The organism is Kitasatospora cystarginea, from assembly GCF_039533515.1.
Classification (GTDB): domain Bacteria; phylum Actinomycetota; class Actinomycetes; order Streptomycetales; family Streptomycetaceae; genus Kitasatospora; species Kitasatospora cystarginea.
Genome location: NZ_BAAATR010000012.1, coordinates 21,000 through 44,786, shown reverse-complemented (window position 1 = coordinate 44,786; position 23,787 = coordinate 21,000). Strand labels below are relative to the sequence as shown.

Here is a 23,787-nt window from a genome sequence, read left to right as displayed (position 1 = left end):
CGCGGCAGGGTGCGGGCGGGGCGCTGCGGCAACCGGTGGCGCTCGCGGTCGCCGTCGACCCGGCCGACTTCGCGCGGCTGCGCGAGCACGGCCTGTTCGGTGGCGTCGACTACGGGTACTACCTGCGCCGGACGGAGAACCAGCTGCGCGCCCTGCGCGGTGAGGGGCTGGAGGTGCACCTCCGGGTCCTGGAGCCGCTCGACTTCGCCGACTTCTGCGAGCAGCACCTGCTGACCCAGGACGACCCGGTGGCCAGGGTCGCCTACGCCGCCGATCCGGAGTTGGCGGGCGAGCCGTTCGTCTACCGGGGCGAGCCGCTGGCCGAGCTGCTCCCGGTGCTGCTGGCGGACCACCTCGCCAGGGTGCGGATCTCCGTCGGTAGTTCGGTGCTGCTGATGTCCGTCGGCTTGGAGGAGCAGCCGGAGGAGCGCTTGGCCGCCGTGCTGCAGTACGTGTCCGAGGTCTACCTGGCGCTCGGGGCCGGGGCGGGCGAGGGGCGGCAGCTGCTGGTGCTGCGGTCGGTCGGCCTGCTGGACGGGGAGCAGCTGTCGGCGCGGGCCGAACCGGTGGTGGAGTCCGGGGCGTTCACCACCTCCGGCCGGGAGGTGGAGGCGTTCTGCATCACGCTCGCGGCGGCGGTTGCCGGACACGGCGCCGGGGAGTTGCTGCTGTACCGCCCGGCGAGGGCGGACGGTGGGCGCGAGGCGCTCGGCTGGGTGCTGGTGGACGGGTGGCTGCGGCCGATGTCGGTGGTGGAGACCGCGGCCGCGCTGGTCGCAGTGGGGGCGGAGGGTCCGCCGGGGCGGCTGGCGGCCCGGGCGGGGTTCCCCTTGCCGTCCCAGTGGGGCCGGTGGGCGGGCGGTCCGCCGCAGCGGCCGGCCGATGACGGTGATGCGATCGGCGAACGCGGGGTGCTCGGCGAGGCCGGTGTGCCCGACGCGGCCGGGCCGGGTGGCGGAGCGGGGGAGTCGGGCTGGGCGACCCGGGAACAGGGTGGCGACGCGGCCGGCGGCGGGGGTGAGGCCGGGCGCTGAGCCGTCAGAATGACCCAGGAGAGCGTCGGCTGATCTGCCGTTCAGCCTCCGTCGGTCTCCGGTTCGCCCCCTGTTGTTCCATGCCGCAGGGTTCTGCGGCATGCCCCGCGCGGCGGCCAGGACTGTTCATCGACCGCGTGTTCGGGGAAGATCAACAGGTCGGAGCGCACCGGGCGGCCTCCTGCCCGGTCGTCCCCGACCCGAACCGACCGCGCGCCGTACGAGGCGCGGGCACGACCGCTGGAGGGGGGACGAGTGAGCAGTATCGAGTACAGCGCGGAGATCTCCGAGCTGCTCGGCCGGGTGCGGCGCCGTCCCAACGCGGGCTGGCCGTGGCGGCCGGGGGAGGCGGTGCCCGCCGGGCTGCCGGTGAAGCAGTCCTGGGGCTGGCTCTTCGTGCCGGACGGGCGGGTGCTGACGCTGGTGAATCCGAGGGACGGCGTGGTCAGCCTGCCGGGCGGTTCGCTGGAGCCCGAGGACGACGGCGATCCCGCGGCTGCGCTGGCCCGTGAGGCAGGCGAGGAGGCGCAGGCGGTGATCGGCCCGGCGCACTACCTCGGCTACCTCTACGACCGGGTCGGGTCGGCGAACGGCGGCCACGAGTGCGCGCGGGTGCGGATGGCCGCGGCTCTTCGCGCCGTCGGGCCGACCGCGCCCGACCCGGCGTCCGGCCGGCACTACCGGCGGCTGCTGGTCGCCCCGGGGCTGGCGGTCGAGCTGCTCGGCTGGGGCGAGACGGGGCTGCGCCAGGCGCACGCGGCGGTGGCGACCGCGGTGGCCGAGCTGGGTGTGCCGGCCGCCGCCAACGAGGCGATCGAGGAGCTCCCGCCGTCCGGTTCGTTCTTCGTTCGCTGACCAGGCGGGGGTGGCGAACGGTGCGGGTATCGAAGGGGTGGGGCGTGGGCCTGATTCATCACGTGGAGCTGTGGGTCGACGACCTCGAACAGGCCGAACGGCAGTGGGGGCCGGTGCTGGTGGCGCTCGGCTGCGAGCCGTTCCAGCACTGGGTGAACGGGCGTAGCTGGCGGCTCGGTGACAGCTATGTGGTGCTGGAACAGTCGCCGGCGCTGCTGCCGGGCGGGCATCAGCGGCTGCGTGCCGGGCTCAACCACCTTGCGGTGCACGGTTCGCGGGACGCCGTGGCGGTGGCGCTCGAAGCCGGCTGGCGGCTGCGGGTGGACACCGGGTCGGCCGTGCACCTGGTCGACGCCCAGGGATTCGAACTCGAAGTCGTCCGCTGAAAGTCCCTGAGGTCGACGAGAGTTGACGCCTGGTTCATCTGTCGACGTCACAAGCACATTGTTCATCAACAATCTTGGCATGAGCACTGTTCGAATTGCCTACCGGCTGGTATCACAAATGTGACCCCCGTCACCTTTGTGGAGGTGCTCCATGCGCCCTGCTCGTGCCGTGTCCGCAGCCGCTCTGGCCGGTCTCCTCGCGCTCACCACCCTGGTCGGCGCGACCGCCGCCAGCGCAGCAACCGTCAACTACGTCGCACTGGGGGACTCCTACTCCTCCGGCGTCGGCGCAGGCAGTTACACCAGTGAGAGTGGCAGCTGCGAGCGCAGCACCAACGCGTACCCCTACCTCTGGCAGAACGCCCACGGGGCGTCCTCGTTCACCTTCGCGGCCTGTTCGGGCGCGCGGACCGGTGACGTGCTGAACAGTCAGCTCTCCGGGCTCGACTCGGCCACCACGCTGGTGAGCATCACCATCGGCGGCAACGACGCGGGCTTCGCCAGCACCATGGAGACCTGCGTGCTGAACACCGAGAGCGCCTGCCTGAGCGCCGTCTCGACGGCGGAGGCCTACGCGGAGAACACCCTGCCCGCCCAGCTCGACCAGGTCTACTCGGCGATCCACGGAAAGGCGCCCAACGCCCATGTGGTGGTGCTGGGTTACCCGCACCTCTACCAGATCAACGGCACCTGCATCTTCGGCATCGGTGACACCAAGCGCGCGGCCATCAACGGCGCGGCCGACACCCTCGACGGCGTCATCGCGAAGAGAGCCGCCAACGCGGGCTTCACCTTCGAGGACGTCCGCGGCCTGTTCAGCGGTCACGAGATCTGCGGCAACGGCACGCAGTGGCTGCACAGCACCACGCTCCCGATCGACGAGAGCTACCACCCGAACGCGGGCGGCCAGGCCGGCGGCTACCTGCCCGCCCTCTCCGCTGGTGTCTGACCGGCAGCCGGTGCGGCAGGCCTGACCGCAACCTCGGGCAGCCGGCCTGAGGGGCGGTCCGAGCATCTGGTGGCCCGAACAGCCCGTAGCCCGAGCGGCCGGTCCGCGTCGGCCTCGGCCGTGCCCCACCCCCGGACGAGGGGCGGGGCGCGGCCGGGCGTCTCGTTGGGAAGGGCGCGGACATCCGGTCGGACCGTCCGGCCCGGAGGGCGGCTCAGGGTGCGTACAGCTCGTCGATGTCGTCCGCGTGCAGTTGGAGGATGGCCTGGCGGCGGAGTTTGAGGGAGGGCGTCAGCAGGCCCTGTTCGACGGTGAACTGGTGCGGGAGCAGGCGGAAGGCGCGGATGGACTCGGCGCGGGAGACGGCGGTGTTGGCCGTGGCGATGACGCGCTGGATCTCGCCGTGCAGCTCCTGGTCGGTCAACGCGTCCCGGATGTCGAGCTGTTCACGGCCGTGGATCGTCAGCCAGTGGGCGAGGGCGGGCGGGTCGAGGGTGATCAGGGCGGTGAGGTAGGGGCGGTTGTCGCCGACCACGAGGCAGTGCGAGACGAGCGGGTGGGACCGGACGCGTTCCTCCAGGGTGGCGGGGGCGACGTTCTTGCCGTTGCTGGTGACGATCAGGTCCTTCTTGCGGCCGGTGATGCTGAGGTAGCCGTCCTCGTCCAGGGTGCCGAGGTCGCCGGTGGCCAACCAGCCGTTCCGGAGGACCTGCTGGGTGCAGCGCGGGTGGTTGAGGTAGCCGGCGAAGACCGTGTCGCCGCGTACCCAGACCTCGCCGTCGTCGGCGATCGCCACCGAGGCGCCGGGCATCGGTGGGCCGACGGTGCCCGCCTTGGCCCGGTGCGGAGGGTTGGCGGTGATCGCGGCGCTGGTCTCGGTCAGTCCGTACCCCTCGTGCACCGTCAGTCCGGCACCCGCGAAGAAGAGCCCCAACTCCCGGCCCAGGGTGGAGCCTCCGCTGATCACGTTGCGGACCCGGCCGCCCAGTACGGCGCGCAGCCGCTGGTACACCAGCCGGTCGTAGGCGCTGTGGCGCAGGCGCAGCGCGGCACTGGGGCCGGGCCCGCGTCCGAAGGCGCGCCGCTCGCGGGCGGCGGCCCACTGGACGGCGACCTCGGCGGCCTGGGCGAAGAGTTCGCCGCGGCCGGCCTGCTCGGCGGACTCCCTGGCCCGCTGGTGGATCCGCTCGAAGACGTACGGCACGGCATGTAGGTAGGTCGGCCGGAAGGAGGTGAGCGCGGGCAGCAGCGAGTCGGGGGAGAGGGAGCCGTGGTGGCCGATCCGCACGCCACCGCGCACTGCCGTGATCTGCACCATCCGGCCGTAGATATGAGCCAGCGGCAGGAACATCAGTGTTGCGGGCGCCAGGCCGCCGGTGTCCTGGAAAAGCTCGTGCCAGCCGGCCAGTGCGGCGTCCGCCTCGGCGGCGAGGTTGCCGTGGGTGAGCAGGCAGCCCTTGGGGCGACCGGTGGTGCCCGAGGTGTAGACGACGGTGGCGACCGAGTCGGGGGTGACCCCCAGTCGACCGCGGTGCACCAGGCCCTCGGGTACGTCGTGGCCGTCCTCGACCAGCTCGGCCACGCAGCCGCGGTCCAGCTGCCAGATGCCGGTGAGGTCGGGGAGCGCGTCGCAGACCGCGCCGATGGTCATGGCGTGGTCCTCGTTCTCCACCACGCAGGCGACGGCGCGGGTCTCCGCCAGGATCCAGCGCACCTGTTCGGCGGCCGAGCTCGGGTACACCGGCACGGGGATGGCGCCGATCGACCACAGCGCGTAGTCGAACAACGTCCACTCGTACCGGGTGGAGGACATCAGCGCGACCCGGTCGCCGAACCGGACGCCCCTGGCCAGCAGGCCCTTGGCCAGTGCGAGGATCTCCTGGCGAAACTGAATGTTCGTCACATCGCACCACTCGGGCGGCGATTGACGGTCGCTGGAGGGTTTCCGCCGGGAGAGCTGGACCAGGCCGGGGGTGCGCTCGGCCGTCTCGTACACCGAGTCGGCCAGCCCGCCGGTGGCCGGGGCGGCGAGCGGGGGGCTGCTGAACTCGCGCACGGTGCCCCCGATCCCGTCGTCCATCGCCCTGATCCTGGTGTGCCGGCCCGGCCGTGCACCGGGTCCGTGGCCCGGTCCGGCGGGCCCGGCGTGCGGTGGGTCTGCGAAGCTACCCGATCGTCGCTGCGCTGCCCAGGGGTGCGACGGCGCCGAATCGGATCCGGCACATGCCAAGGTGTGCGGTGCTGCCCTCGCCACTCGGACAGAATGCATGCAACCAGGCAAAACGGGCGGATTGCGGTGACCGGCTCCGGACAATGGATTCGAGCCTTCGAACGGACGCTCAGTGAGTAGTAAGCTCGCGCAGATCGCACATGGCCCGGCGTGCGGCCCGTACGTGGTCCGGCGTGTGCCTTGACGTCCGGAATGGTGCGGTGCCATGACCGGCGCCCCGACCGACCCCGACCGCCGCCGAAGTACCGTCATCACCGTCCAGGCCCGAGAGCCATCCCGACCGAGGACTCCATGCGTCTGCGCCGCAGCTCGATCCGCGCGAAGATCATCGCGCTGCTCATGGTGCCCATCGTCGCCCTCACCGGTCTCTGGGTCTACGCGACCCTGGTGACCACCGGCGACGTCTGGCGGCAGCTGGGCGTGGCCGCCGCCTACCGCTCCTTCGGCGGGTCCGTGGACCAGTACGCCCGGGATGTCCAGGAGGAGCGCCGGGCGGCCGTGCTCTCGCTCGCGGCCGGCGACTCCGCCGCCCTCACCGAGGCGTACCGCCGGGCACAGGACGTCACCGACCGGGACCTCGAGGCGCTGCGCACCAAAGCGAACGGTCCGGAGGGGGAGAAGCTCGATGCCGTCCAGAACAAGCGGCTCCAGGACATCCTCGGCGGTGCCGACCAGCTCGCCCCGATCCGAGGCCAGGTGGCCCGCGCGGCGAACTTCTGGTCGTACGTGATCGACCAGTACAGCGCGCTGATCGATCCGGTGTTCAGCTTCCGGTCCGCCTTCGTGAGCCGGCAGAGCGGCCAACTGCCCAGGCAGGGAACGCTCCTGACCGAGCTGGTCCGGGCGCGGGAGTACCTGTCCCGCGAGGACGCGGCGATGGAGGGCCTGCGGCTCACCGACCACCCCGACTCGCTGATGGTCCAGGAGGCGCTGGACGGCCTGCACAACCAGCGGGCACTGTTCGACGTCTACATCGACGAGCTGGACCCGCAGGACCAGAGCGGCTACCGCAACCTGCGCGCCGGCAACAACTGGCTGGCGCTGCTCAGCGCGGAGGCCTTCTTCGAGGACTCGCCCGACCACGTCCAGGCGGTGAAGCGGCTCTCCGAAAACTCCTGGCGCGACGCCGCCGACGGCGCCCTGACCTCGCTGGCGGGTCTCAACACCCGGCTGGACGCCACCCTGGGCGACCGCGCCCGCTCCGCCGCGATCCACCAGCTGGTGCGCGGCGGCATCGCCGGTCTGATCGGTCTGGTCGCGGTGGTGCTCTCGATCGCGATCTCCTTCCGGATCGGTCGCGGCCTGGTGCGCGAGCTGATCACCCTGCGCAACGCCGCCCAGGAGCTGGCCGGTGCCCGGCTGCCCTCGGTGATGCTCCGGCTGCGCAAGGGCGAGGCGGTGGACGTGGCCGCGGAGGCCCCCGCGCTGGACCTGGGACCGGCGGAGATCGGGCAGGTCGGACAGGCCCTCAACGCGGTGCAGCGGGCCGCCGTCGAGGCCGCGGTGGAGCAGGCCGAACTGCGCAAGGGCGTGTCGGCGGTCTTCGTCAACCTGGCCCGCCGCAGCCAGGTGCTGCTGCACCGTCAGCTGACCCTGCTGGACGCCATGGAACGCCGGGCGGCGGACCCGGCCGAGTTGGAGGACCTGTTCCGCCTCGACCACATGACCACCAGGATGCGGCGGCACGCCGAGGGCCTGATCATCCTGGCCGGCGGTTCGCCGGGCCGGGCCTGGCGCAAGCCGGTCCGGATGGTGGACGTGGTCCGGGCGGCGGTCAGCGAGGTGGAGGACTACGCGCGGGTGGTCGTCCGGCCGTTCCCCGGCACCGGCCTGCTCGGCAGCACGGTCGCGGACGTCATCCACCTGATCGCCGAACTGGTCGAGAACGCCACGGTCTACTCCCCGCCGAACACCCAGGTCACCGTCCAGGGTGAGGTGGTGGCCCACGGCTTCTGCCTGGAGATCGACGACCGGGGCCTCGGGCTCGGGGAGCAGGCCCTGGAGGAGATCAACCAACGGCTCTCGGAGGAGCAGGAGTTCGACCTCACCGACACCGACCGGCTGGGCCTGTTCGTGGTCAGCCGGCTCGCCCTGCGGCACGGCATCCGGGTCCACCTGCGGCCCTCGCCCTACGGGGGGACCTCGGCGGTGGTGCTGATCCCGCGTGAGCTCCTGGCGGAGGTCCCGGCCCCGGCCGGCCCGGGAGCCGGCACGGCGGGCGGGGCCGGGAGCACCCCGGACGGGACCGCTCAGCGGTCCGCCGGCGTACGGCGCGGCCAGCGCGAGCTGGTTGTCGTACCGACGCTGCCCGAGGACGAAACGCACCGGCGCAGCGCCGAGGCGCGCGCCGAGAGCGACGAGCTGGTACAGCCGGCGCGCGCTGTCGAGCGGCTGTCCGGTGGCCCGCGTCCCTCGATGCCCGAGCCGGCCCGCACGCCCGGCGGTCTGCCGCGCCGCCGCGCCAGCGCGCACCCGGGCGCGCCGCGCCTGGTGCCGGTGGACACGTCGAGCGCGGTCGCTGCGAACGCTGTGGGCACGACCGGAACGGATGAGCCGGTCGGGTCTGACATGGCAGCGAATGCCGCCCCGGGCGCGCTCGCGGACACCGGTACCGATACGGACGCCGGCACCGACGCGGGCGCGGACCCGAGCTCCGGGACCGGACGGCACCGCCGACCGGGCAGCCCCGTCGCGGGGGAGTCCGCCGATGAGGCGCACGTCCGTCGTGCCGCGCTCCCAGCGCATGCCGCGCCGCTCCGGACGGGCGCCGCTCCGTCCGCCGGATTCGCCTCCGCGCCCTCGGCTCGTCCTGCCGTCGAGGCGGCCACCCCGGAGGCCGAGGTCTCGGCGTCGGACGACGCTCAGCCGTCCGCGCAGCGCACTCCGCTTCTGGCGGCCGGTGGCCGGCTGCCGCGACGCGTACGGCAGGCCAGCCTCGCACCCCAGCTGAAGGCCGCGGCTGCGGCCGCCGCGGCGGGTAGGCCGACGCCGGGGACGGGTGAGCGCGAGTCCGTCCGGGAGCGTTCGCCGGAGGAGGCCAGGTCGGCCTTCGCCTCGTTCCAGCGCGGCTACCAGCGCGGCCGGGGCGACCGGAGCCAGCCCGCCTCGCTGACCGTCGTGCCGAACCCGCCCGTGTCCGGCGCGTCCACCGTGGCCTCCGGGGCCGACCGTCCGGGCGGGCCCGCCGAGTCCCCGTCCGGGCGCACCGAGTCCTCGAGGAGGCCCGCCGACCCGACTGCCGCCCGGACCGCCGGTCCTACCGCCGGGCAGCCCGTCGACCCGTCCGCCGGCACCAGCCCCTCGGCCGCCGCAGGGCCGGACGGGCGATCCGGCGGCCTGTCGGGACGCGGCAGCCGGCGCGCGGCGCTTCCGTCAGCGCCCCGCCCGGCAGAGCTGCCCGCACCTCGTGCCCGGCCCGCACTGTCCGCCCAGCCCGGCGGGCCCGCCGCGCAGACCTCGCAGCAGCCCGCCGGACCGCAGCGCCCAGCCGGACGGGTGCAACCGAATCCCGGGAGTCCCGCGTCATCGCTGCCGCCGCAGTCCGCACCTCCCGCACGACAAGCACAGCCTGCACCAACGGAAGGAACCGAATCATGACCGCTACGACACAGCCGTCCGGAGAACTCAACTGGCTTCTGGACGATCTGGTGGGACGGGTCGCGGCCCTGCGGCACGCGGTCATCCTGTCCAGCGACGGGTTGGCCACCGGCACGTCCAGCGGGATCCAGCGGGAGGACGCCGAGCACCTGGCGGCCGTCGCGGCCGGCTTCCACAGCCTGGCCAGGGGGGCCGGGCGGCACTTCCAGGTGGGCGGGGTCCGCCAGACGATGGTGGAGCTGGACGAGGCGTTCCTGTTCATCACGGCCGCCGGCGACGGCAGCTGCCTCGCCGTGCTGAGCGACGCCGAGTCCGACGTGGGCCAGATCGCCTACGAGATGGCCCTGCTGGTGAAGCGGGTCGGCGGTCACCTGTCGGCCGAGCCGCGTACCGAGGCCACTGTGCCCGGGAGATGAGCGAGCCGATGAGCATCGAGGACGCCGCACCCGAACCGCCCGCCGCGCTGAGCGCGGTGGATCCCTCCGTGCCGCGCCCGCCCGAGGAGGACCGCTGGTTCGACGACGAAGCAGGGCCGGTGGTGCGGCTGTTCTCGATGACTCGCGGCCGCGCCCGTCCCGCCGACGACGGGCTGTTCGACCTGATCTCGCTGATCAAGGCCGTCGACCAGGCCGAGCTGCTCGGCCTGGAGCACGCGTTGGGGCCCGAGCACCATGCCCTGCTGAAACTCTGCCGCGATGAACCGCTGAGCGTCGCGGAGTTGGGCTCGTACACCGATCTGCCGGTCAGCGTGGTGCGGGTACTGCTCGGTGACCTGCACGAGGCCGGGCTGATCAGCGTCATCCGACCCGTTCCGCTCGCCCAGCTGCCGGACGAGCGCCTGCTGCGAGACGTGATCGATGGCCTCCGCGCACTCTGACGCACCATCGGGGGACGAATCCCCCTGGGGTGCGGTCGCGTTGAAGATCCTGGTGGCCGGCGGCTTCGGTGTCGGCAAGACCACGCTGGTCGGCGCGGTCAGCGAGATCCGGCCGCTGCGCACCGAGGAACAGCTCAGCGAGCTGGGGCGCCCGGTGGACGACACGGCCGGCGTCGAGGCCAAGCGGACCACCACGGTGGCGATGGACTTCGGCCGGATCGACCTGCGACCCGGGCTCGCCCTCTACCTGTTCGGCGCACCGGGGCAGGACCGCTTCTGGTTCCTCTGGGACGAACTGGCGCGGGGTGCGCTCGGCGCGCTGGTGCTGGCCGACACCCGACGGCTGGCCGACTGCTTCCCCTCGGTGGACTTCTTCGAGCAGCGCGGCATCCCGTTCCTGGTCGCGGTGAACTGCTTCGAGGGCACCGAGGCGTATGCTCCCGATGACGTCCGGGACGCGCTCGACCTGGACCCCGGGGTGCCGGTGCTGCTCTGCGACGCCCGTCGCCGCGAGGACGGCAGGGAACTGCTGATCCGCCTGGTCGAGCACGCGGCGACCCGCCGCTGACGGCGCGCTGACGTTCCTTGAGCGGCCCGATGCCCCGATCCCTGACGGTGCGTCGGTGGCCGCAGCGGCCGCCAAGGTGGCGCGCCGGCGGCGGGATCCGGCCCCGCCGGAGGGCTCGAAACCGGTGCTCGCGGCACTGTCGTCCCGAATGGTGGGATCACAGTCCGTATACCGGAAGATTCGTCAGGTCTGGGTTGCCTCGGGCGGCCTGGCCGTGGAACGCTCTTCACCGACAGACCGCCGGGCGCGGCGCCCGCAACACGTCGGGCACGGTGCCCGCACCATCCGGGGGGAGGGCAGTGCAGTGACCGCGGTACGCAGGTTCCGCACCGCTTCCGCCCCCGCCTCGGACGTCCCGGACGGACCGGCGCTGACGGTGCGCCGGTACATCGACCTGGCGCTCGGCTGCGGCTCCCGCTGTCGCGGCGCCTGTGGTCCCGGCGCCGCCCGTCGCCTCGGTGCGTGCTGTCGCGGCTCCGGCTGTCGCTGACGTCCGGCCCGCCCGCCTCGCACCTGCTCTCCGCACCAGCACCTCGCACTCCGCTTCCCGCCGCACCGGACGGCCCGCCCGCGCACCCACCCGGACCGCGCGGGGCCCGGCCTCCGGTGGTACTCGGCCACCCGCACCGCACATCGACACTCTCCCGGATCGGGCGACATGAGCCGTACTCGAACACCCCACCCGACGCTGCGCCAAGGGACCGGACGCAGCGGCCAGTTGAGCAGGTCCGACGCCGGCACGGACCGTGCCGCGGACCACGGCGCCGAAGGCAGCCGGGACCTGGAACCGTTCTGGCCGTCCCGGCAGCCGCACCTCTTCGACCAGACGTGTCCGGGCTCACCCCGCGTGTCCCGGCCCTCCGCCCGCTGAGTCGACTCAGCCGCGGCAGTACGGCCCGGTGGACGCGCAGACGAACCCCCATCATCCGTCACGCGCGAAAGAGCGGCACCATGTCCTCCTCCTCCACTGCCACCCTGTCCATCCCGACGTCCATCCCGACGTCCACCCCGACCGCGATCCCGCACCTACGGGCGGTCCGCCCGGTTTCCCCGGCCACCGAGCGCCGACACCCCACCGCACCGCAGCACCCGCTCGCCCCCACTCGGCACCCCGGCACCTCCCAGCGCCCCGCCCCAGCGCAGTACCCCGGCGCCGTACAGCAGCCGCCCGCCGCCGCGCCCGTGCCACAGTCGCTGCTGAAGGCGCTCCCCGAGGGTGCGGCCGTCGTCGCGGCGCTGCCGCAGTCGGCGCTCCCGGCGGGCCTGCTCGCCCAGTACGGAGCGCAGTTCGGCACGGCGGCCGCCGCCGGGCAGCCGTTGGTCGGGTACCTGGTGCTCGTCCCGCTGGAGCCGGCCGCCCCGGTCCCGGGTCGGCCGATCGCCGACGCGCAGCCCGCCGGGCAGCCGGCCCCCGGCCCGGCCCGTGCTGCGGAGCCGGCGGTGGGCACCGCCCCCGCGGCCCGGCCCGTCGCACACGGCATCAATGTGGACATCGAGCGCCGCAGTGCGTACGTGGACGGCAGGCAACTCGACCTCACCTACCTGGAGTTCGAGCTGCTGGCCCACCTCACCGAGCACCCGCAGCGGGTGCACACCAGGGACCACCTGGTCTCCGCCGTCTGGGGCTACGGCCACGTCGGCGACGGTCGGACGGTCGACGTGCACGTGGCCAGGCTGCGCCGCAAGCTCGGTGCGCCGTACCGGGACAGCATCGTGACGGTCCGTCGGGTCGGCTACAAGTACACACCGGTCGCCTGACACACCCGAGCCGCCTCCAGCGGCAGCGCTCGAACCCGCGCACCGGGCGTCCCGCCTGTGCGGCAGCACGCCCGGAGCCGGGGACCGGTCGGTCCCCGGCTCCGGGGGTTCAGCGGCTCAGCCGGTCGATCTCCGCCAGCTCTCCGTCCGACAGCGGTGCACCGCTCAACGCGTCCAGATTCTGGTCGAGTTGGGCGACACTGCTGGCGCCGACGATCACCGAGACCACCCGGGGGTCCCGCAGTACCCAGTTGAGAGCGAGCTGCGCCAGGGTCTGCCCGCGCTGCTCGGCGACCTCGGCGAGCGCGCGCAACTGCTCCAGCTTCGCGCCGGTCAGCGCCTCCTCGCGGAGGAAGTGGCCCACCGACATCCGCGACCCGGGCGGCACCGAACCGCTCAGGTAGCGATCCGTCAGCAGGCCCTGGGCGAGCGGGGAGTAGGCGATCAGTGCGGTCCGGGTGTCGCCGACCGCGTCCAGCAGGCCGCCGGCCTCCGGCTCCCGGTTGAGGATCGAGTACGAGGCCTGGTTCATCAGCACCGGCGTCCCCAGCTCCCGCAGGATCGCCACCGCCTCACGGTGCTGCTCGGCGGGGTAGTTGGAGATGCCCGCGTACAGCGCCCTGCCGGAGCGGACCGCCGCGTCCAGCGCCCCCATGGTCTCCTCCAGCGGGGTGTCCGGGTCGTGGCGGTGCGAGTAGAACACGTCCACGTAGTCCAGGCCCATCCGCGCCAGCGACTGGTCCAGGCTCGCCAGCAGGTACTTGCGCGAGCCGCCGTCCCCGTACGGGCCAGGCCACATGTCGAACCCGGCCTTGGAGGCGATGAACATCTCGTCCCGGTACGGGCGGAAGTCCTGGGCGAAGAGCGTGCCGAAGTTGCGCTCCGCACTGCCGTACGGCGGGCCGTAGTTGTTGGCCAGGTCGAAGTGGGTGATGCCGCGGTCGAAGGCGCGGCGCAGCACCGCGCGCTGGACCTCCAGCGGCTGGGTGTCACCGAAGTTGTGCCACAGGCCGAGCGAGACAGCCGGCAGCTGCACGCCGCTGCGCCCGGCGCGGCGGTAGGTCATCGAGGAGTAGCGGTCATCGGCGGCGAGGTACGTCATGGCAGCATCCTGCCAGCTCACCGGTGTCGCCGAGCCCGTCAGCGCGAGCGGCTCGAGCTGTCAGCCGCCGAGGTCGCCCCGGTCATCCGCCGTGAGCTGCCCTGTCCCCGGGAGGGCCGCCCGAACCGGATGCCCACTTTCCCGCTGGCGTTCTGTACCTACTGGTATGTACAGTAGGGCCATGGGTACCAGCGAACGACTGATCGAGACCACCCAGGAGCTCCTCTGGGAGCGCGGGTACGCCGGCACCAGCCCCAAGGCGATCCAGCAGCGCTCCGGCGTCGGGCAGGGCAGCATGTACCACCACTTCAGCGGTAAGAGCGACCTCGCCGCCGCCGCCCTGAGCCGGAGCGCGGAGGACCTCAAGGCCCTCGTCGAGCAGCAGCTCTCCGGCCCCGGAACGGCGTACCAGCGCATCGAGGCCTACCTGCTGCGCGACCGCGACGTGCTGCGCGGCTGCCGGATCGGCCGGATGGCCCAGGATTCGGAGGTGATCGCCGAACCGCAGCTGCGCAGGCCGGTCGAGGAGACCTTCGACTGGCTGCGCGGACGGCTGGCCGAACTCGTCGCCGAGGGCCAGGCCGCCGGCGAGTTCGCCACCGGTCCCGACCCGGCCGAGGTCGCCACCGCCATCGCCGCCGTGGTCCAGGGCGGCTACGTGCTCGCCCGCGCGGCGGACTCGCCCGAGCCCTTCCGGCAGGCGGTCCGCGGCGCCCTGGCACTGCTCCGGGCCCACTGACCATCGGCCTGCCGCGCGCCGACCCGCCCGCGACCACCGATGCACGACCATCCGGGGGACATGACCGTGTACGCGATGCAGTACGAGATCACCCTGCCCGCCGACTACGACATGCGGATCATCCGCAGGCGCGTCGCCACAAAGGGGCCGCTGCTGGACCGGCTGCCCGGCCTCGGCCTCAAGGCGTACCTGGTCCGGGAGCGCGGCTCGGGGGCCTCACCCGTCAACCAGTACGCGCCGTTCTACCTCTGGCGCTCCGCCGAGGCCATGGCCGGCTTCCTGCGCGGCCCCGGCTTCGCCGGCCTCAGCGCGGACTTCGGCCGCCCGCCCGTCCGCCACTGGCTCGGCACCGGCCTGGGGTTCGGCCGCGCCCGCGACCTGACGCCCCGTACGGCCACCCGCCGCACCACCCGGCTCGCCGAGGGGGTGGACCCGGAGGAAGCCCTCGCCGGTGAGCTCGCCGCCCTCCTCGACCAGCCCGGCCTGCACTCCGTGGCCGTCGCCCTCGACCCGTACCGCTGGGAGCTGGTGCGCTTCGCCCTGTGGGAGCAGGACACGGCCCCGGCCGACCAGGACGGCACCAGCTACCGGGTGCTGCACCTGTCCCGCCCCGAACTCGAGCACCTCCCCACCGACCGGAAGGACTGATCCCGTGCACGCCTTCACCCCCGCCGACCTCGACCGTGAGCGCGGCTACCGGACGCTCGACGAGCTGGTGGACGGGCCGACCCAGTCGGCCACCTTGCCCGGTCTTGAGGAGCTCGCTCCCGGCTTCCCCGACTGGATCGTCACCAGCCTCTTCGGCGGCACCTACCAGCGCGAGGGCCTCACCCTGCGTGACCGCCAGCTGCTCAACCTCGCCTCCCTGGCCGCCCTCGGCGGCGTCGAGCCCCAGCTGCACGGCCACGTCCGCAGCAGTCTGCGGGTCGGGCTGACCGCCGAGCAGATCGTCGAGGTCTTCGTCCACCTCGCACCGTACATCGGTGTTCCGAAGGCACTGGCCGGGCTCCGGGTCGCCGCCGCCGCGCTGGCGGAGACCAAGGCCGAGGCGGGGACGGGGGACCAGACCGAGGCCCGGGCCGATGAGCTGGCCGGAGCGGCCCGGTGAGCGGCAAGCCGGCGGTCCGTACCGTCCTCGGCGACCTGGACCCCGCCGAACTCGGCGTCTGCGACGCACACGACCACCTCTTCATGCGCAGCCGGCTGCTCCCCGGCCAGGAGCTGGACGACCCGGCGGCCGCCGAGGCCGAGCTGCGCGCCTTCGCAGCCGCCGGCGGGCAGGCGGTCGTCCAGTGGACCCCGCACGGCATGGGCCGGCGGCTGCGAGACCTGGTCGTGCTCTCCCGCACCACCGGGATCCACCTGGTCGCCGCCACCGGTCTGCACCAGGCCGCCCACTACGCGCCGGAGCGATTGCGCGACCTGGACCTTGCCCGGCTCTTCGTCGCCGAGCTCACCGAGCCCATCGCACCCATCGAGCCCGCCGAGCCCGCCGACCGGGCCGAAGCCGCCGGCCCCCTCGGCCGGGCCGGTCTGATCAAGGTGGCCGGCGGCTACCACGGCCTGGACCGGCACGCCCGCTGGACCATGACGGCGGCAGCCGAGGCGCACCACGCCACCGGTGCCCCGATCGCCGTCCACCACGAACTGGGCACCAGCGCCCTCGACGTCCTCGACCTGCTCTGCGGCCGCCTCGGCGTCCCGCCGCACCGGGTGATCCTCGGCCACCTGAACCGCCTCCCCGACCTGCGCCTCCAGCGCCAGGCCGCGGAGTCCGGCGCGTACGTCGCCCTCGACGGGCCGTCGCGCATCAACCACGCCACCGACCACCACCTCTTCGACACCCTGGCCGCACTCACCGAGGCGGGTCACGCCGAACGCCTGCTGCTCGGCGGCGACACCACCACCTCGGCGGCCCGTGGCAACCCCGGCATGCCGTACCTGCTGACCGCGCTCCGTCCGCGCCTGGTACGGGAGTTCGGGCCCGAGCTGCCCGAACTGGTCTTCCGTGCCAACCCGGCCCGCGTCCTGGCCTTCGCCTGAACCAGGGCACCGCGCACCGGCCGCGGCCGGACAGGTCGCGGAGCGGCAGGAGGGCGAGTGCGGAGGGTCACCGCCGCCGGTGCCGCAGGCTCTGGGCCGGGGCTCCGGTGGATGAGGTCTCCCCGACGGGCGCAGCGGTGCATCCTGGTACCAGGGCCCTGTGGGACGGCCCGGAACCGACGGACGCGGCACGGGCCGACGCAGGGCATGGAGCGGTTCCGGGAGCCGAGAATGAACAGCAGATCCCCTGCGGGCATCGTCGCCGGGGTGGACGGTTCGCCGCAGGCGGCCGCCGCCGCCGAGTGGGCCGCTCAAGAGGCCGAACGGCGGGGCTGCTCCCTGCACCTGGTGCACGCGGTCAACACCGGCACCGTCACGCTCTCCCCGAGGACGAGCGAGGCCGTCACCGACCTCATCCTCCAGAACGCCCAGGACGTCCTGGACGAGGCGCTCGGCAAGCTCGCCGCCGCGCACTCCGGTCTGCACCTGACCGGTGACGTCGTCCCCAGGGAGGCGGCCATGGCCATCCTCACCGCCGCCGAGCACGGCGAACTCGCCGTCGTCGGCACCCGGGGCCACGGGGGCTTCGCCTCGCTACTGCTCGGATCGGTGAGCCTGCGGGTCTGTGCCCACTCCAGCTGCCCGACCGTCGTGGTGCGGCACGGATCCGCCACGGGCGAGTACATCCTGGTGGCGATCCGGGACGAACGGGATGGCGAGGCACTGCGGTTCGGGCTCCGTGAGGCCGCCGGCTCCGGCCTGCCGGTCCGGGCCGTGCACGTCTGGTCACCGGTGGTCGCTGACGTCACGCACGCGGCGCCGATGATCGACGAACTGGGCGAGGAGTCCAGACTGCACGAGCAGTTGCTGCACCGCACCTGCGACCCGGTGTGCGAGGACTTCCCCGACATCCCCGTCCGGCTCGAGCACCTCGCCGGTGCCACCGCCGCCACCCTGGTGGACACCTCGCACCAGGCCGCGCTCCTGGTCATCGCCCGCCATCCGCCGGCCCCCCACTTCGGCCTCCGCCTCGGCACGGCCGTCCACGCGGTCCTCCACCACGCCCACTGCCCGGTGGCCGTCGTCCCGATCTGACCCCGGCCGGGGCCAGCTCACGCCGGCGCGGCCGAGCGGCTGGTCACCAAGGTGCTGGCCGTCTCGGAGAAGGACTCTCACCGGTACCTCCGTGGGTGACCCGTGAGGCGCTGCCCGCGCTGCTGGCCACCGGCCGGGGCGGCCCGCAGCAACCTCACCGCCACCCCGCCGCAACCGCGCGGCCCCCTCCGGGCGTAAGTTCGGGCATGGGCCCGTCGACGGGCCGTACATCACGCACGGGCCGTCCATCACACACGGACCGTCCATCACGCACGGGCCGTCGGGCCGTCCGGAGCACACGGGAGCAGCAGGGCGATGGGGCTGACGAGCCACGAGGTGCTGGCGCTGGCGATACTGGCCGCGGTACTGGCGATGACCGCGACGGTGTGGCTGTGGCCGAGGCTGGCCAGGACGAGCTGGCGGTCGGTGCTGGGCCGGATCGGGGCGCTGCTGGTGAGCCAGTTCACGGTGCTCTGCGCGCTGGCCCTGGCGGCCAACAACTACTTCGCCTTCTACAGCAGTTGGGACGATCTGCTGGGCACCGGGAACCAGGGCCCGGTGACGGTGAGCAGCGGCTCGGGTACGAGCCGCGAGAGCGGTGCGGCGAAGACTGCCACGGTGCAGCTGCTCGGCAAGGAGACCGTCGAGGGCGACGAGGTGACCGGCCACGACCCCGGGCAGGTCGGCCGGATCGACGCGGTGCGCATCCCCGGACCGGCCACCGGGCTGGCCACGGACGCCTATGTCTACCTGCCGCCGCAGTACTTCCAGCCCGACCACGCGAACGCCAGGTTCCCGGCCGCGATCGTGATGACCGGCTACCCCGGGGACGCCAAGAACCTGATCACCAGGCTCAACTATCCGGGCGCCACGCTCGACCTGATGCGGTCCGGCAAGATGCAGCCGACCGTCCTGGTCCTGATGCGGCCCTCCCCGGCGATGCCCACCGACACCGAGTGCGAGGACGTCCCGGGCGGGCCGCAGGCCGAGACGTACTTCGCCAAGGACGTGCCCAAGGTGATGGAGGCCAGCTACCGGGTGGCCGCGGACCCGCACGCCTGGGGCGTGATGGGCGACTCGACCGGCGGTTACTGCGCGCTCAAGCTGACGATGCGCAATCCCGGTTCGTTCCTGACCGGGGTCTCGCTCTCCGGCTACTACAAGGCCGCCGAGGACGCCACCACCGGTGACCTGTTCAAGGGCAGCGAGCAGCGCCGCAGCGAGGCGGACCTGGTCTGGCGGCTGAACAACCTGCCCAAGCCCGCGGTCTCTGTGATGGTGGCCGGGACCGACGAGGGCGACGGCGACTACAAGCAGCGGACGGACGCCTTCGTCGCCGCCGTCCAGCAGCCGATGACCGTCGCGACCGCCGACCTGCCGAGCGGCGGCCACAACTTCAGTACTTGGGGCCGGCTGCTGCCCCCGGCGCTGGAGTTCCTCTCCCAGCACCTCAGGGTCCAGGCCTAGTAACGGTCAGGCGATCCGCTCCAGCGTGCCGGTGTGCAGCTCGCCGACCCGGCCGCCCTCGCCCTCGTAGGTCCAGAAGGCGCGGACCGTCAGCTTGGCGAGGTCCATCACATGGCTGACGGTGAGGCCGCTCGCCTCGGTCCAGCTGACGAAGTAGATCTGCGGGCCGACCTCGGCGACGTGCAGTTCGACGTCCTCCCACTGGCCGGCGGACTCGCCGAGGCCCTCCCAGCGCAGACGCGTCCCGTCGGCCGAGTAGGCATTGCGGAAGGCGGCACCGTTGTCGACCTGGAACAGGTAGGTGTGTCCGGCGAAGCCTGGCAGGGGCGCGGTCATCGTCTGGGTGATCCTCTGGAGAGTGTCGGTCGGTGGGTGCGACCGGGCCGGTCGCACCCACCAACCTATCCGACGCGCCGCCGGAATCCGCCGTCGAATTTCCGAACGGCCTCGTCGAGGCCGTGCCGTGGCGCCTGGTCAGCGCCGAGCCGGTGCCGGCGGATCACCGCCGACGAGCCGGCCGGGTCAGCAGCTGAAGTCGATCAGGCGGAACGTCGAGTAGTGGTCGGAGGTGTAGTAGTCCTCCTGGTTCCCCTCACCGGTGATGATCCGCCGGGTGCCTCTGGTGCGGGAGCCGGGGGTGACCACGGTGTACTCGTGGTAGTAGCCGTAGGACTCGGAGGGCAGCACGCCCTCGCGGTTCCCGAAGACGACGCCGTCCTGCGAGTACGGGAACGGGCCGCCCTGGTCGATCAGGGCGAGGGTGTCGTCCGCCTGGCTCGGCAGCTCGCTCTGGCAGATGGTGCCGCTGACGTCGGCGTGCGCCGCGGTGGCGGAGAAGGCGGTGGGCGCCAGGGTGAGCAGGGCGATGGTGGCAACAGAGGCGGCGCGGGTCTTCCACGCGCGTAGAGTGATGGTCATACCTGAAGTGTGATGGGCAGTCAGGGCGTCATGGAAGTGTCAAGAAAAGGACTTTGCCGGATGATCACCAGTCCAAAACCTTCTTGACGTGCGCCGTACCACCGTGCTTTGCCCCTGGTTGGTGATGGGGCGTCATCTGCGGTTTCGGCTCGCGCCGCGCCGCCCGCGCCCGTCCGATCGCCGCGCGGACGGCGTCCGCACCCGCCGGCCCGCAGTCGCCCGCTCGGGGCCGGCGGAGGGCTGGGCGGCGGCGGCATCGTCTTGACCGCCGGCGCGCTGGAGGCCGCCGCCGTCGCCACGGCCGGTAGTGCCGGGCTGCCGGCCGGACCGGAGCATCCCGTACCGGCCGGCTCCCCGGACATCCGTGCGAGGACCGGCGGCCGGCGGTCGCGCCGCCGCGGCGGGGGCGCGGCGGGCCGCGCCCGGCTCGGCTCCGGCCCGCCGGGCTCCGCCGGCCGGCCCCACCGGGTCCGTGGTGGCCAGTACCGCCGCGGCGATCGTCGATCGGGCTGTCCTGACCTGGACCATCACCACCCACCTCCGCAGAGTGCCGAGCCGGTCGCCCGATGTAGCGGCGTAGCCTGGATCTGCGGAGGTGATAGCGATGTCCGGACAGGTGTTGAGCGAGGTCAGCGCGGTGGTGGCGGTCGAACGGGAGGCCGAGTTGGTGGACTCCTACCGGGAGTTGGTGGCCGGTCCACTGCCGGACGGACTGATCAGAACCGAGCTGCTGAGGGGGCCCGGCGGACGGTGGCGGGTGCAGTCGCTCTGGCGGGACCTGGAGTCGCTGCACGCGGTCCGTGCAAACCCGAGGCTGGCCGCGGCGCCCCGTCTCTTCGTCCAGGTCGGCTCCGAGCCGGAACTGACGGTCTTCCAGGTCTCCGTCGCCCAGCTCGGCACCCCGGTCCTGGACTGAGCGGGTACGGGTGCGGCGGCGCCGGGGGTGATGCCGCCGGCGCTCGGTGCGGCCCGGCCGGGAGTCGGTTGCATGTTCCACAACCGGCAAGCTCCAACGGGAAGTTGGCGGGAGTGGGGGTTATCGTGTAGCCGAGATCGGTCTGCGGCGGGCCGGGGCAGTCGACCGCGGAGTGCTGCGGCGGGCCGTTGGCCCGGGGTCGCCGCCCGTGCGGGCCCGAGAAGGACGGCCGGGCCCGCGCCCGCTCTGCTCCCGCGGCCGGAAGCGGAGCCGTCTCCCGATCGCGGCTGGGCCGCAATCGCCTTGTCCGGTGGGCCTGTTCGCCCTGTACCGGTCGCGGTGCCGTCGGCCGGGGCCCGGCCGCCCTGCCGATCGCACTGACGCAGGACGGAGAACGATCATGGCACGTCAGGACGGCCTGAACTTCCCCAGCTTCGCCAGGTTCATCGGCGCCACCAAGTCGGTCCGGTCCGTACATCTTCTTCGGCGGTCCGGGTGGCAGCGGCTGTACCTGAGTCGGGTGGGTGCCGGCTCCGGGCCGGTGCGGCGGGACCTCGGCCGGGTGTGCGGAGGCCCCGTCGCGGGCCGGTGTCCGGCGACTGCTCAGGGGGCGAGGACCCGGCCGAGCCTGGCGGCGATCTGGAGCATCACCGGCACCAGCGCGGTGTCCCCCTCCTGCGCCTCCAGGGCTCGGATCCGCGCCTCGGGTCCGGAGACCGAGAGTGCGGTGGGTGTCGGGGCGCCCGGCACCGCCACCGCGATGCAGCGGACCCCGATCTCCTGTTCCTGGTCGTCCACCACGTAGCCGCGCTCCCGGGAGAGCGTCAACTGCTCGAAGAGCAGCGCCGGGTCGGTCACGGTGAAGGGGGTGTGCGACTGCAGCGGCTGGGTGCCGAGGACGGCCCGGGCCTCCTCCTCCGGGAGCTGGGCGAGCAGCGCCTTGCCGACACCGGTGCAGTGCGGCTGGACCCTCCGCCCGACCTCGGTGAACATCCGCATCGAGCGTCGCGACTGCACCTGGCCGACGTAGACCACCTCGCCACCCTCCAGGACGGCCAGGTTGGCGGTCTCGCCGGTGGCCTCCATCAGCTCGGCCAGGTAGGGGCGGGCCCAGCTGCCCAGCAGGCGCCCGGCGGTCTCGCCGAGCCGGATCAGCCGCGGGCCCAGGGTGTAGCGGCGGGCGGTGTCCTGCCGGACATACCCCTGCTGGACGAGGGTGCGGATCAATCGGTGGATGGTCGGCATCGGCAGGCCGGAGGTGGCGGAGAGCTCGCTCAGGGTGGCGATGCCGCCGGCGTCGGCGAGTGCCTCCAGCAGTTGGAAGGCGCGTTCGACGGACTGGACGCCGCCGGTCGCACGGTCGGGCCCTGTGGGTGCTGTGGCGGGGGTGCTGGCCACCGGCGTTCCCTTCGCTGTCGGAGGAGGCGTAGAGTCCCCGCAAGCTCTCAACAAAACGTTGAAATTCTGTATTGCGGAAACTAGTCTCCACTTTACAGAACAGAACCCGCCGGTAGGCGTGTTCAGTGGATCGAGGAAGCTCCCACCGGAGCTCCCTTCGCCGGCTCAACCGTCCAAGGAGTTGTTCTGCCCATGGCCGCAGATCAAGGGTCCTCCGGCGCATCCGCCGCCGCACCGGTCGTCACCGTCGTCGGTCCGCGCGTCCCCCGCGCGGAGGAGGTGCTCACCGCAGAGGCGGTCGCTTTCGTGGCCGGGCTCCACCGGGCCTTCGAAGGTCGCCGCCAGGAGCTCCTGGCCCGACGGAAGACCCGGCGCTCCGAGATCGCCCGGTCGGGCACCCTCGACTTCCTGCCCGAGACCGCGGAGATCCGCGCGGGTGAGTGGAAGGTCGCACCGGCACCGCGCGCGCTGCAGGACCGCCGGGTGGAGATCACCGGACCGACCGACCGCAAGATGGCCGTCAATGCGCTCAACTCGGGCGCGAAGGTCTGGCTCGCGGACTTCGAGGACGCCACCGCGCCCACCTGGGAGAACGTGGTCACCGGCCAGCTCAACCTGATCGACGCCTTCGAGGGCCGGATCGACTTCACCTCATCGCAGGGCAAGACCTACGCTCTTCGGCCCGCCGCCGAACTCGCCACCGTCGTGGTCCGCCCCCGCGGCTGGCACCTCGACGAGAACCACCTGCTGGTCGACGGCGTCCCGGTGGCCGGCGCCCTCTTCGACTTCGGCCTCTACTTCTTCCACAACGCGAGGCGGCTGCTGGCCAGGGGCGCGGACGATCCCAACCCGGGCCCCTACTTCTACCTCCCCAAGACCGAGAGCCACCTCGAGGCCCGGCTCTGGAACGACGTCTTCACCCGTGCGCAGGCCGAGCTCGGCATCCCGTACGGCACCGTCCGGGCCACCGTCCTGATCGAGACCATCACGGCCGCCTTCGAGATGGAGGAGATCCTCTACGAGCTGCGCGACCACGCCGCGGGGCTCAACGCGGGCCGCTGGGACTACCTGTTCTCGATCGTCAAGAACTTCCGCGACGCCGGCGAGCACTACATCCTGCCGGACCGCAACAGCGTCACCATGACCTCGCCGTTCATGGCCGCCTACACCCGGCTGCTGGTGCGGACCTGCCACCGGCGCGGTGCCCACGCCATCGGTGGGATGGCCGCCTTCATCCCGTCCCGCAAGGACCCCGAGGTCAACGCCGCCGCGCTGGAGAAGGTCAGGGCCGACAAGGACCGCGAGGCAGCGGGCGGCTTCGACGGCTCCTGGGTGGCCCACCCCGACCTGGTCCCGGTCGCCCTGGCCTCCTTCGATGCCGTGCTGGGCGAACGGCCGGACCAGAAGGACAACCCCGGCTCCGAGGAGCCCGTCACGGCCGCCCAACTGCTCGACATCGCGGGCGCCAGCGGCTCCTGCACCCGGGCCGGGCTGCACAACGCCGTCCAGGTCGGCATCCGCTACATCGAGGCCTGGCTGCGCGGCCTCGGCGCCGTCGGCATCTTCAACATGATGGAGGACGCCGCCACCGCGGAGATCTCCCGCTCCCAGATCTGGCAGTGGATCCACAACGGCGTCGTCCTGTCCGACACCGGCGAGAAGGCCACCGCGGAGCTGGTCCGCCGCCTCGTGGTCGAGGAACTCACCGCCCTGCGCGCCGAGTCGGGTGATGCCGCCTACGCGTCCGGGCGCTGGGCCGAGGCCGCCGGGCTCTTCGAAAAGCTCGCGCTGGCCGAGGAGTTCGTCGACTTCCTCACCCTGCCGGCATACCGGCTGCTCGACTGAGTCGGAGTCC

22 protein-coding genes are annotated in these 23,787 nt (G+C 72.9%); 17 read left to right on the top strand and 5 right to left on the bottom strand.

Annotated features, from left to right (window positions below; translation table 11 throughout):
* Positions 1 to 35: 35 nt before the first annotated feature.
* The 4 genes from ABD369_RS15565 to ABD369_RS15550 all read left to right on the top strand — a co-directional run bounded on the left by ABD369_RS15565 (position 36) and on the right by ABD369_RS15550 (position 3,224).
* The gene (locus ABD369_RS15565; protein WP_344636983.1) at positions 36 to 1,034 is read left to right on the top strand and encodes a hypothetical protein; all 999 of its coding nucleotides are present in this window, start codon (positions 36 to 38) and stop codon (positions 1,032 to 1,034) included.
* Between the two features lie 255 nt (positions 1,035 to 1,289).
* Entirely contained in the window at positions 1,290 to 1,889 is a 600-nt protein-coding gene (locus tag ABD369_RS15560) for an NUDIX domain-containing protein (RefSeq protein WP_344636982.1), read from the top strand.
* A gap of 44 nt (positions 1,890 to 1,933) precedes the next feature.
* Positions 1,934 to 2,275 carry a VOC family protein gene (locus ABD369_RS15555; protein WP_344636981.1) on the top strand — a complete coding sequence of 114 codons (342 nt, stop codon included), beginning with the start codon at positions 1,934 to 1,936 and terminating at the stop codon, positions 2,273 to 2,275.
* Positions 2,276 to 2,426: 151 nt separating this feature from the next.
* Complete coding sequence (locus ABD369_RS15550) at positions 2,427 to 3,224, top strand: SGNH/GDSL hydrolase family protein (protein WP_344636980.1); 798 nt, start codon at positions 2,427 to 2,429, stop codon at positions 3,222 to 3,224.
* Positions 3,225 to 3,438: 214 nt separating this feature from the next.
* On the opposite strand, the gene ABD369_RS15545 is transcribed toward ABD369_RS15550, so the two are convergent.
* Complete coding sequence (locus tag ABD369_RS15545; RefSeq protein WP_344636979.1) at positions 3,439 to 5,304, bottom strand: AMP-dependent synthetase/ligase; 1,866 nt, start codon at positions 5,302 to 5,304, stop codon at positions 3,439 to 3,441.
* 441 nt (positions 5,305 to 5,745) lie between these two features.
* Here ABD369_RS15545 and ABD369_RS15540 point away from each other — a divergent pair, with 441 nt between their 5' ends.
* From ABD369_RS15540 to ABD369_RS15520, 5 genes are all read left to right on the top strand, one after another.
* Entirely contained in the window at positions 5,746 to 9,051 is a 3,306-nt protein-coding gene (locus ABD369_RS15540) for a sensor histidine kinase (protein ID WP_344636978.1), read from the top strand.
* Positions 9,048 to 9,467, top strand: a complete 420-nt coding sequence (locus ABD369_RS15535) for a roadblock/LC7 domain-containing protein (RefSeq protein ID WP_344636977.1) — start codon at positions 9,048 to 9,050, stop codon at positions 9,465 to 9,467. Before ABD369_RS15540 ends, ABD369_RS15535 begins: the two co-directional genes overlap by 4 nt.
* 8 nt (positions 9,468 to 9,475) lie before the next feature.
* Positions 9,476 to 9,928: a DUF742 domain-containing protein gene (locus tag ABD369_RS15530; RefSeq protein ID WP_344636976.1), complete on the top strand. Its 453-nt coding sequence runs from the start codon at positions 9,476 to 9,478 to the stop codon at positions 9,926 to 9,928.
* Positions 9,909 to 10,496 carry a GTP-binding protein gene (locus tag ABD369_RS15525; protein ID WP_344636975.1) on the top strand — a complete coding sequence of 196 codons (588 nt, stop codon included), beginning with the start codon at positions 9,909 to 9,911 and terminating at the stop codon, positions 10,494 to 10,496. The genes ABD369_RS15530 and ABD369_RS15525 overlap by 20 nt, the downstream gene beginning before the upstream one ends.
* A gap of 951 nt (positions 10,497 to 11,447) precedes the next feature.
* Positions 11,448 to 12,254, top strand: coding sequence for a winged helix-turn-helix domain-containing protein (locus ABD369_RS15520; RefSeq protein WP_425557626.1), 807 nt, complete (start codon positions 11,448 to 11,450; stop codon positions 12,252 to 12,254).
* 109 nt (positions 12,255 to 12,363) lie between these two features.
* On the opposite strand, the gene ABD369_RS15515 is transcribed toward ABD369_RS15520, so the two are convergent.
* Positions 12,364 to 13,356: an aldo/keto reductase gene (locus ABD369_RS15515; RefSeq protein WP_344636974.1), complete on the bottom strand. Its 993-nt coding sequence runs from the start codon at positions 13,354 to 13,356 to the stop codon at positions 12,364 to 12,366.
* Positions 13,357 to 13,537: 181 nt separating this feature from the next.
* Between ABD369_RS15515 and ABD369_RS15510 the strand changes: the two genes are divergently transcribed.
* From ABD369_RS15510 to ABD369_RS15485, 6 genes are all read left to right on the top strand, one after another.
* A complete protein-coding gene (locus tag ABD369_RS15510) occupies positions 13,538 to 14,095 on the top strand; it encodes a TetR/AcrR family transcriptional regulator (RefSeq protein ID WP_344636973.1) in 558 nt (185 codons plus the stop codon).
* Positions 14,096 to 14,161: 66 nt separating this feature from the next.
* Complete coding sequence (locus tag ABD369_RS15505) at positions 14,162 to 14,743, top strand: DUF4865 family protein (RefSeq protein WP_344637116.1); 582 nt, start codon at positions 14,162 to 14,164, stop codon at positions 14,741 to 14,743.
* 4 nt (positions 14,744 to 14,747) lie between these two features.
* Positions 14,748 to 15,203, top strand: a complete 456-nt coding sequence (locus ABD369_RS15500) for a carboxymuconolactone decarboxylase family protein (RefSeq protein WP_344636972.1) — start codon at positions 14,748 to 14,750, stop codon at positions 15,201 to 15,203.
* Entirely contained in the window at positions 15,200 to 16,138 is a 939-nt protein-coding gene (locus ABD369_RS15495) for a phosphotriesterase family protein (protein ID WP_344636971.1), read from the top strand. Before ABD369_RS15500 ends, ABD369_RS15495 begins: the two co-directional genes overlap by 4 nt.
* 231 nt (positions 16,139 to 16,369) lie before the next feature.
* Positions 16,370 to 17,233 (top strand): universal stress protein, encoded by an 864-nt coding sequence (locus tag ABD369_RS15490; protein WP_344636970.1) that lies wholly within the window; start codon positions 16,370 to 16,372, stop codon positions 17,231 to 17,233.
* Positions 17,234 to 17,548: 315 nt separating this feature from the next.
* On the top strand, positions 17,549 to 18,700 hold the full coding sequence (locus ABD369_RS15485; RefSeq protein WP_344636969.1) for an alpha/beta hydrolase: 1,152 nt from the start codon (positions 17,549 to 17,551) through the stop codon (positions 18,698 to 18,700).
* Between the two features lie 6 nt (positions 18,701 to 18,706).
* Here ABD369_RS15485 and ABD369_RS15480 read toward each other — a convergent pair whose 3' ends face one another.
* Positions 18,707 to 19,036, bottom strand: a complete 330-nt coding sequence (locus ABD369_RS15480) for a phenolic acid decarboxylase (RefSeq protein ID WP_344636968.1) — start codon at positions 19,034 to 19,036, stop codon at positions 18,707 to 18,709.
* A gap of 186 nt (positions 19,037 to 19,222) precedes the next feature.
* A complete protein-coding gene (locus ABD369_RS15475; protein ID WP_344636967.1) occupies positions 19,223 to 19,618 on the bottom strand; it encodes a ribonuclease in 396 nt (131 codons plus the stop codon).
* Between the two features lie 604 nt (positions 19,619 to 20,222).
* On the opposite strand from ABD369_RS15475, the gene ABD369_RS15470 reads away from it, so the two are divergent.
* Complete coding sequence (locus ABD369_RS15470) at positions 20,223 to 20,534, top strand: hypothetical protein (RefSeq protein ID WP_344636966.1); 312 nt, start codon at positions 20,223 to 20,225, stop codon at positions 20,532 to 20,534.
* A 603-nt stretch (positions 20,535 to 21,137) separates the two neighbouring features.
* Here the strand turns inward: ABD369_RS15470 and ABD369_RS15465 are convergent.
* Positions 21,138 to 21,932 carry an IclR family transcriptional regulator gene (locus ABD369_RS15465; RefSeq protein WP_344636965.1) on the bottom strand — a complete coding sequence of 265 codons (795 nt, stop codon included), beginning with the start codon at positions 21,930 to 21,932 and terminating at the stop codon, positions 21,138 to 21,140.
* Positions 21,933 to 22,124: 192 nt separating this feature from the next.
* Between ABD369_RS15465 and aceB the strand changes: the two genes are divergently transcribed.
* Positions 22,125 to 23,777, top strand: coding sequence for a malate synthase A (aceB, locus tag ABD369_RS15460; RefSeq protein WP_344636964.1), 1,653 nt, complete (start codon positions 22,125 to 22,127; stop codon positions 23,775 to 23,777).
* Positions 23,778 to 23,787 lie beyond the last annotated feature (10 nt).

Excerpts from the sequence above, each read along its gene's own strand:
- ABD369_RS15470 (WP_344636966.1), top strand. The coding sequence starts at position 20,223 with ATGTCCGGACAGGTGTTGAGCGAGGTCAGCGCGGTGGTGGCGGTCGAA.
- ABD369_RS15510 (WP_344636973.1), top strand. The coding sequence starts at position 13,538 with ATGGGTACCAGCGAACGACTGATCGAGACCACCCAGGAGCTCCTCTGG.
- ABD369_RS15540 (WP_344636978.1), top strand. The coding sequence starts at position 5,746 with ATGCGTCTGCGCCGCAGCTCGATCCGCGCGAAGATCATCGCGCTGCTC.
- aceB (WP_344636964.1), top strand. The coding sequence starts at position 22,125 with ATGGCCGCAGATCAAGGGTCCTCCGGCGCATCCGCCGCCGCACCGGTC.
- ABD369_RS15475 (WP_344636967.1), bottom strand. The coding sequence starts at position 19,618 with ATGACCATCACTCTACGCGCGTGGAAGACCCGCGCCGCCTCTGTTGCC.
- ABD369_RS15520 (WP_425557626.1), top strand. The coding sequence starts at position 11,448 with ATGTCCTCCTCCTCCACTGCCACCCTGTCCATCCCGACGTCCATCCCG.
- ABD369_RS15535 (WP_344636977.1), top strand. The coding sequence starts at position 9,048 with ATGACCGCTACGACACAGCCGTCCGGAGAACTCAACTGGCTTCTGGAC.
- ABD369_RS15525 (WP_344636975.1), top strand. The coding sequence starts at position 9,909 with ATGGCCTCCGCGCACTCTGACGCACCATCGGGGGACGAATCCCCCTGG.
- ABD369_RS15550 (WP_344636980.1), top strand. The coding sequence starts at position 2,427 with ATGCGCCCTGCTCGTGCCGTGTCCGCAGCCGCTCTGGCCGGTCTCCTC.
- ABD369_RS15515 (WP_344636974.1), bottom strand. The coding sequence starts at position 13,356 with ATGACGTACCTCGCCGCCGATGACCGCTACTCCTCGATGACCTACCGC.
- ABD369_RS15490 (WP_344636970.1), top strand. The coding sequence starts at position 16,370 with ATGAACAGCAGATCCCCTGCGGGCATCGTCGCCGGGGTGGACGGTTCG.
- ABD369_RS15485 (WP_344636969.1), top strand. The coding sequence starts at position 17,549 with ATGGGGCTGACGAGCCACGAGGTGCTGGCGCTGGCGATACTGGCCGCG.
- ABD369_RS15545 (WP_344636979.1), bottom strand. The coding sequence starts at position 5,304 with ATGGACGACGGGATCGGGGGCACCGTGCGCGAGTTCAGCAGCCCCCCG.
- ABD369_RS15530 (WP_344636976.1), top strand. The coding sequence starts at position 9,476 with ATGAGCATCGAGGACGCCGCACCCGAACCGCCCGCCGCGCTGAGCGCG.
- ABD369_RS15480 (WP_344636968.1), bottom strand. The coding sequence starts at position 19,036 with ATGACCGCGCCCCTGCCAGGCTTCGCCGGACACACCTACCTGTTCCAG.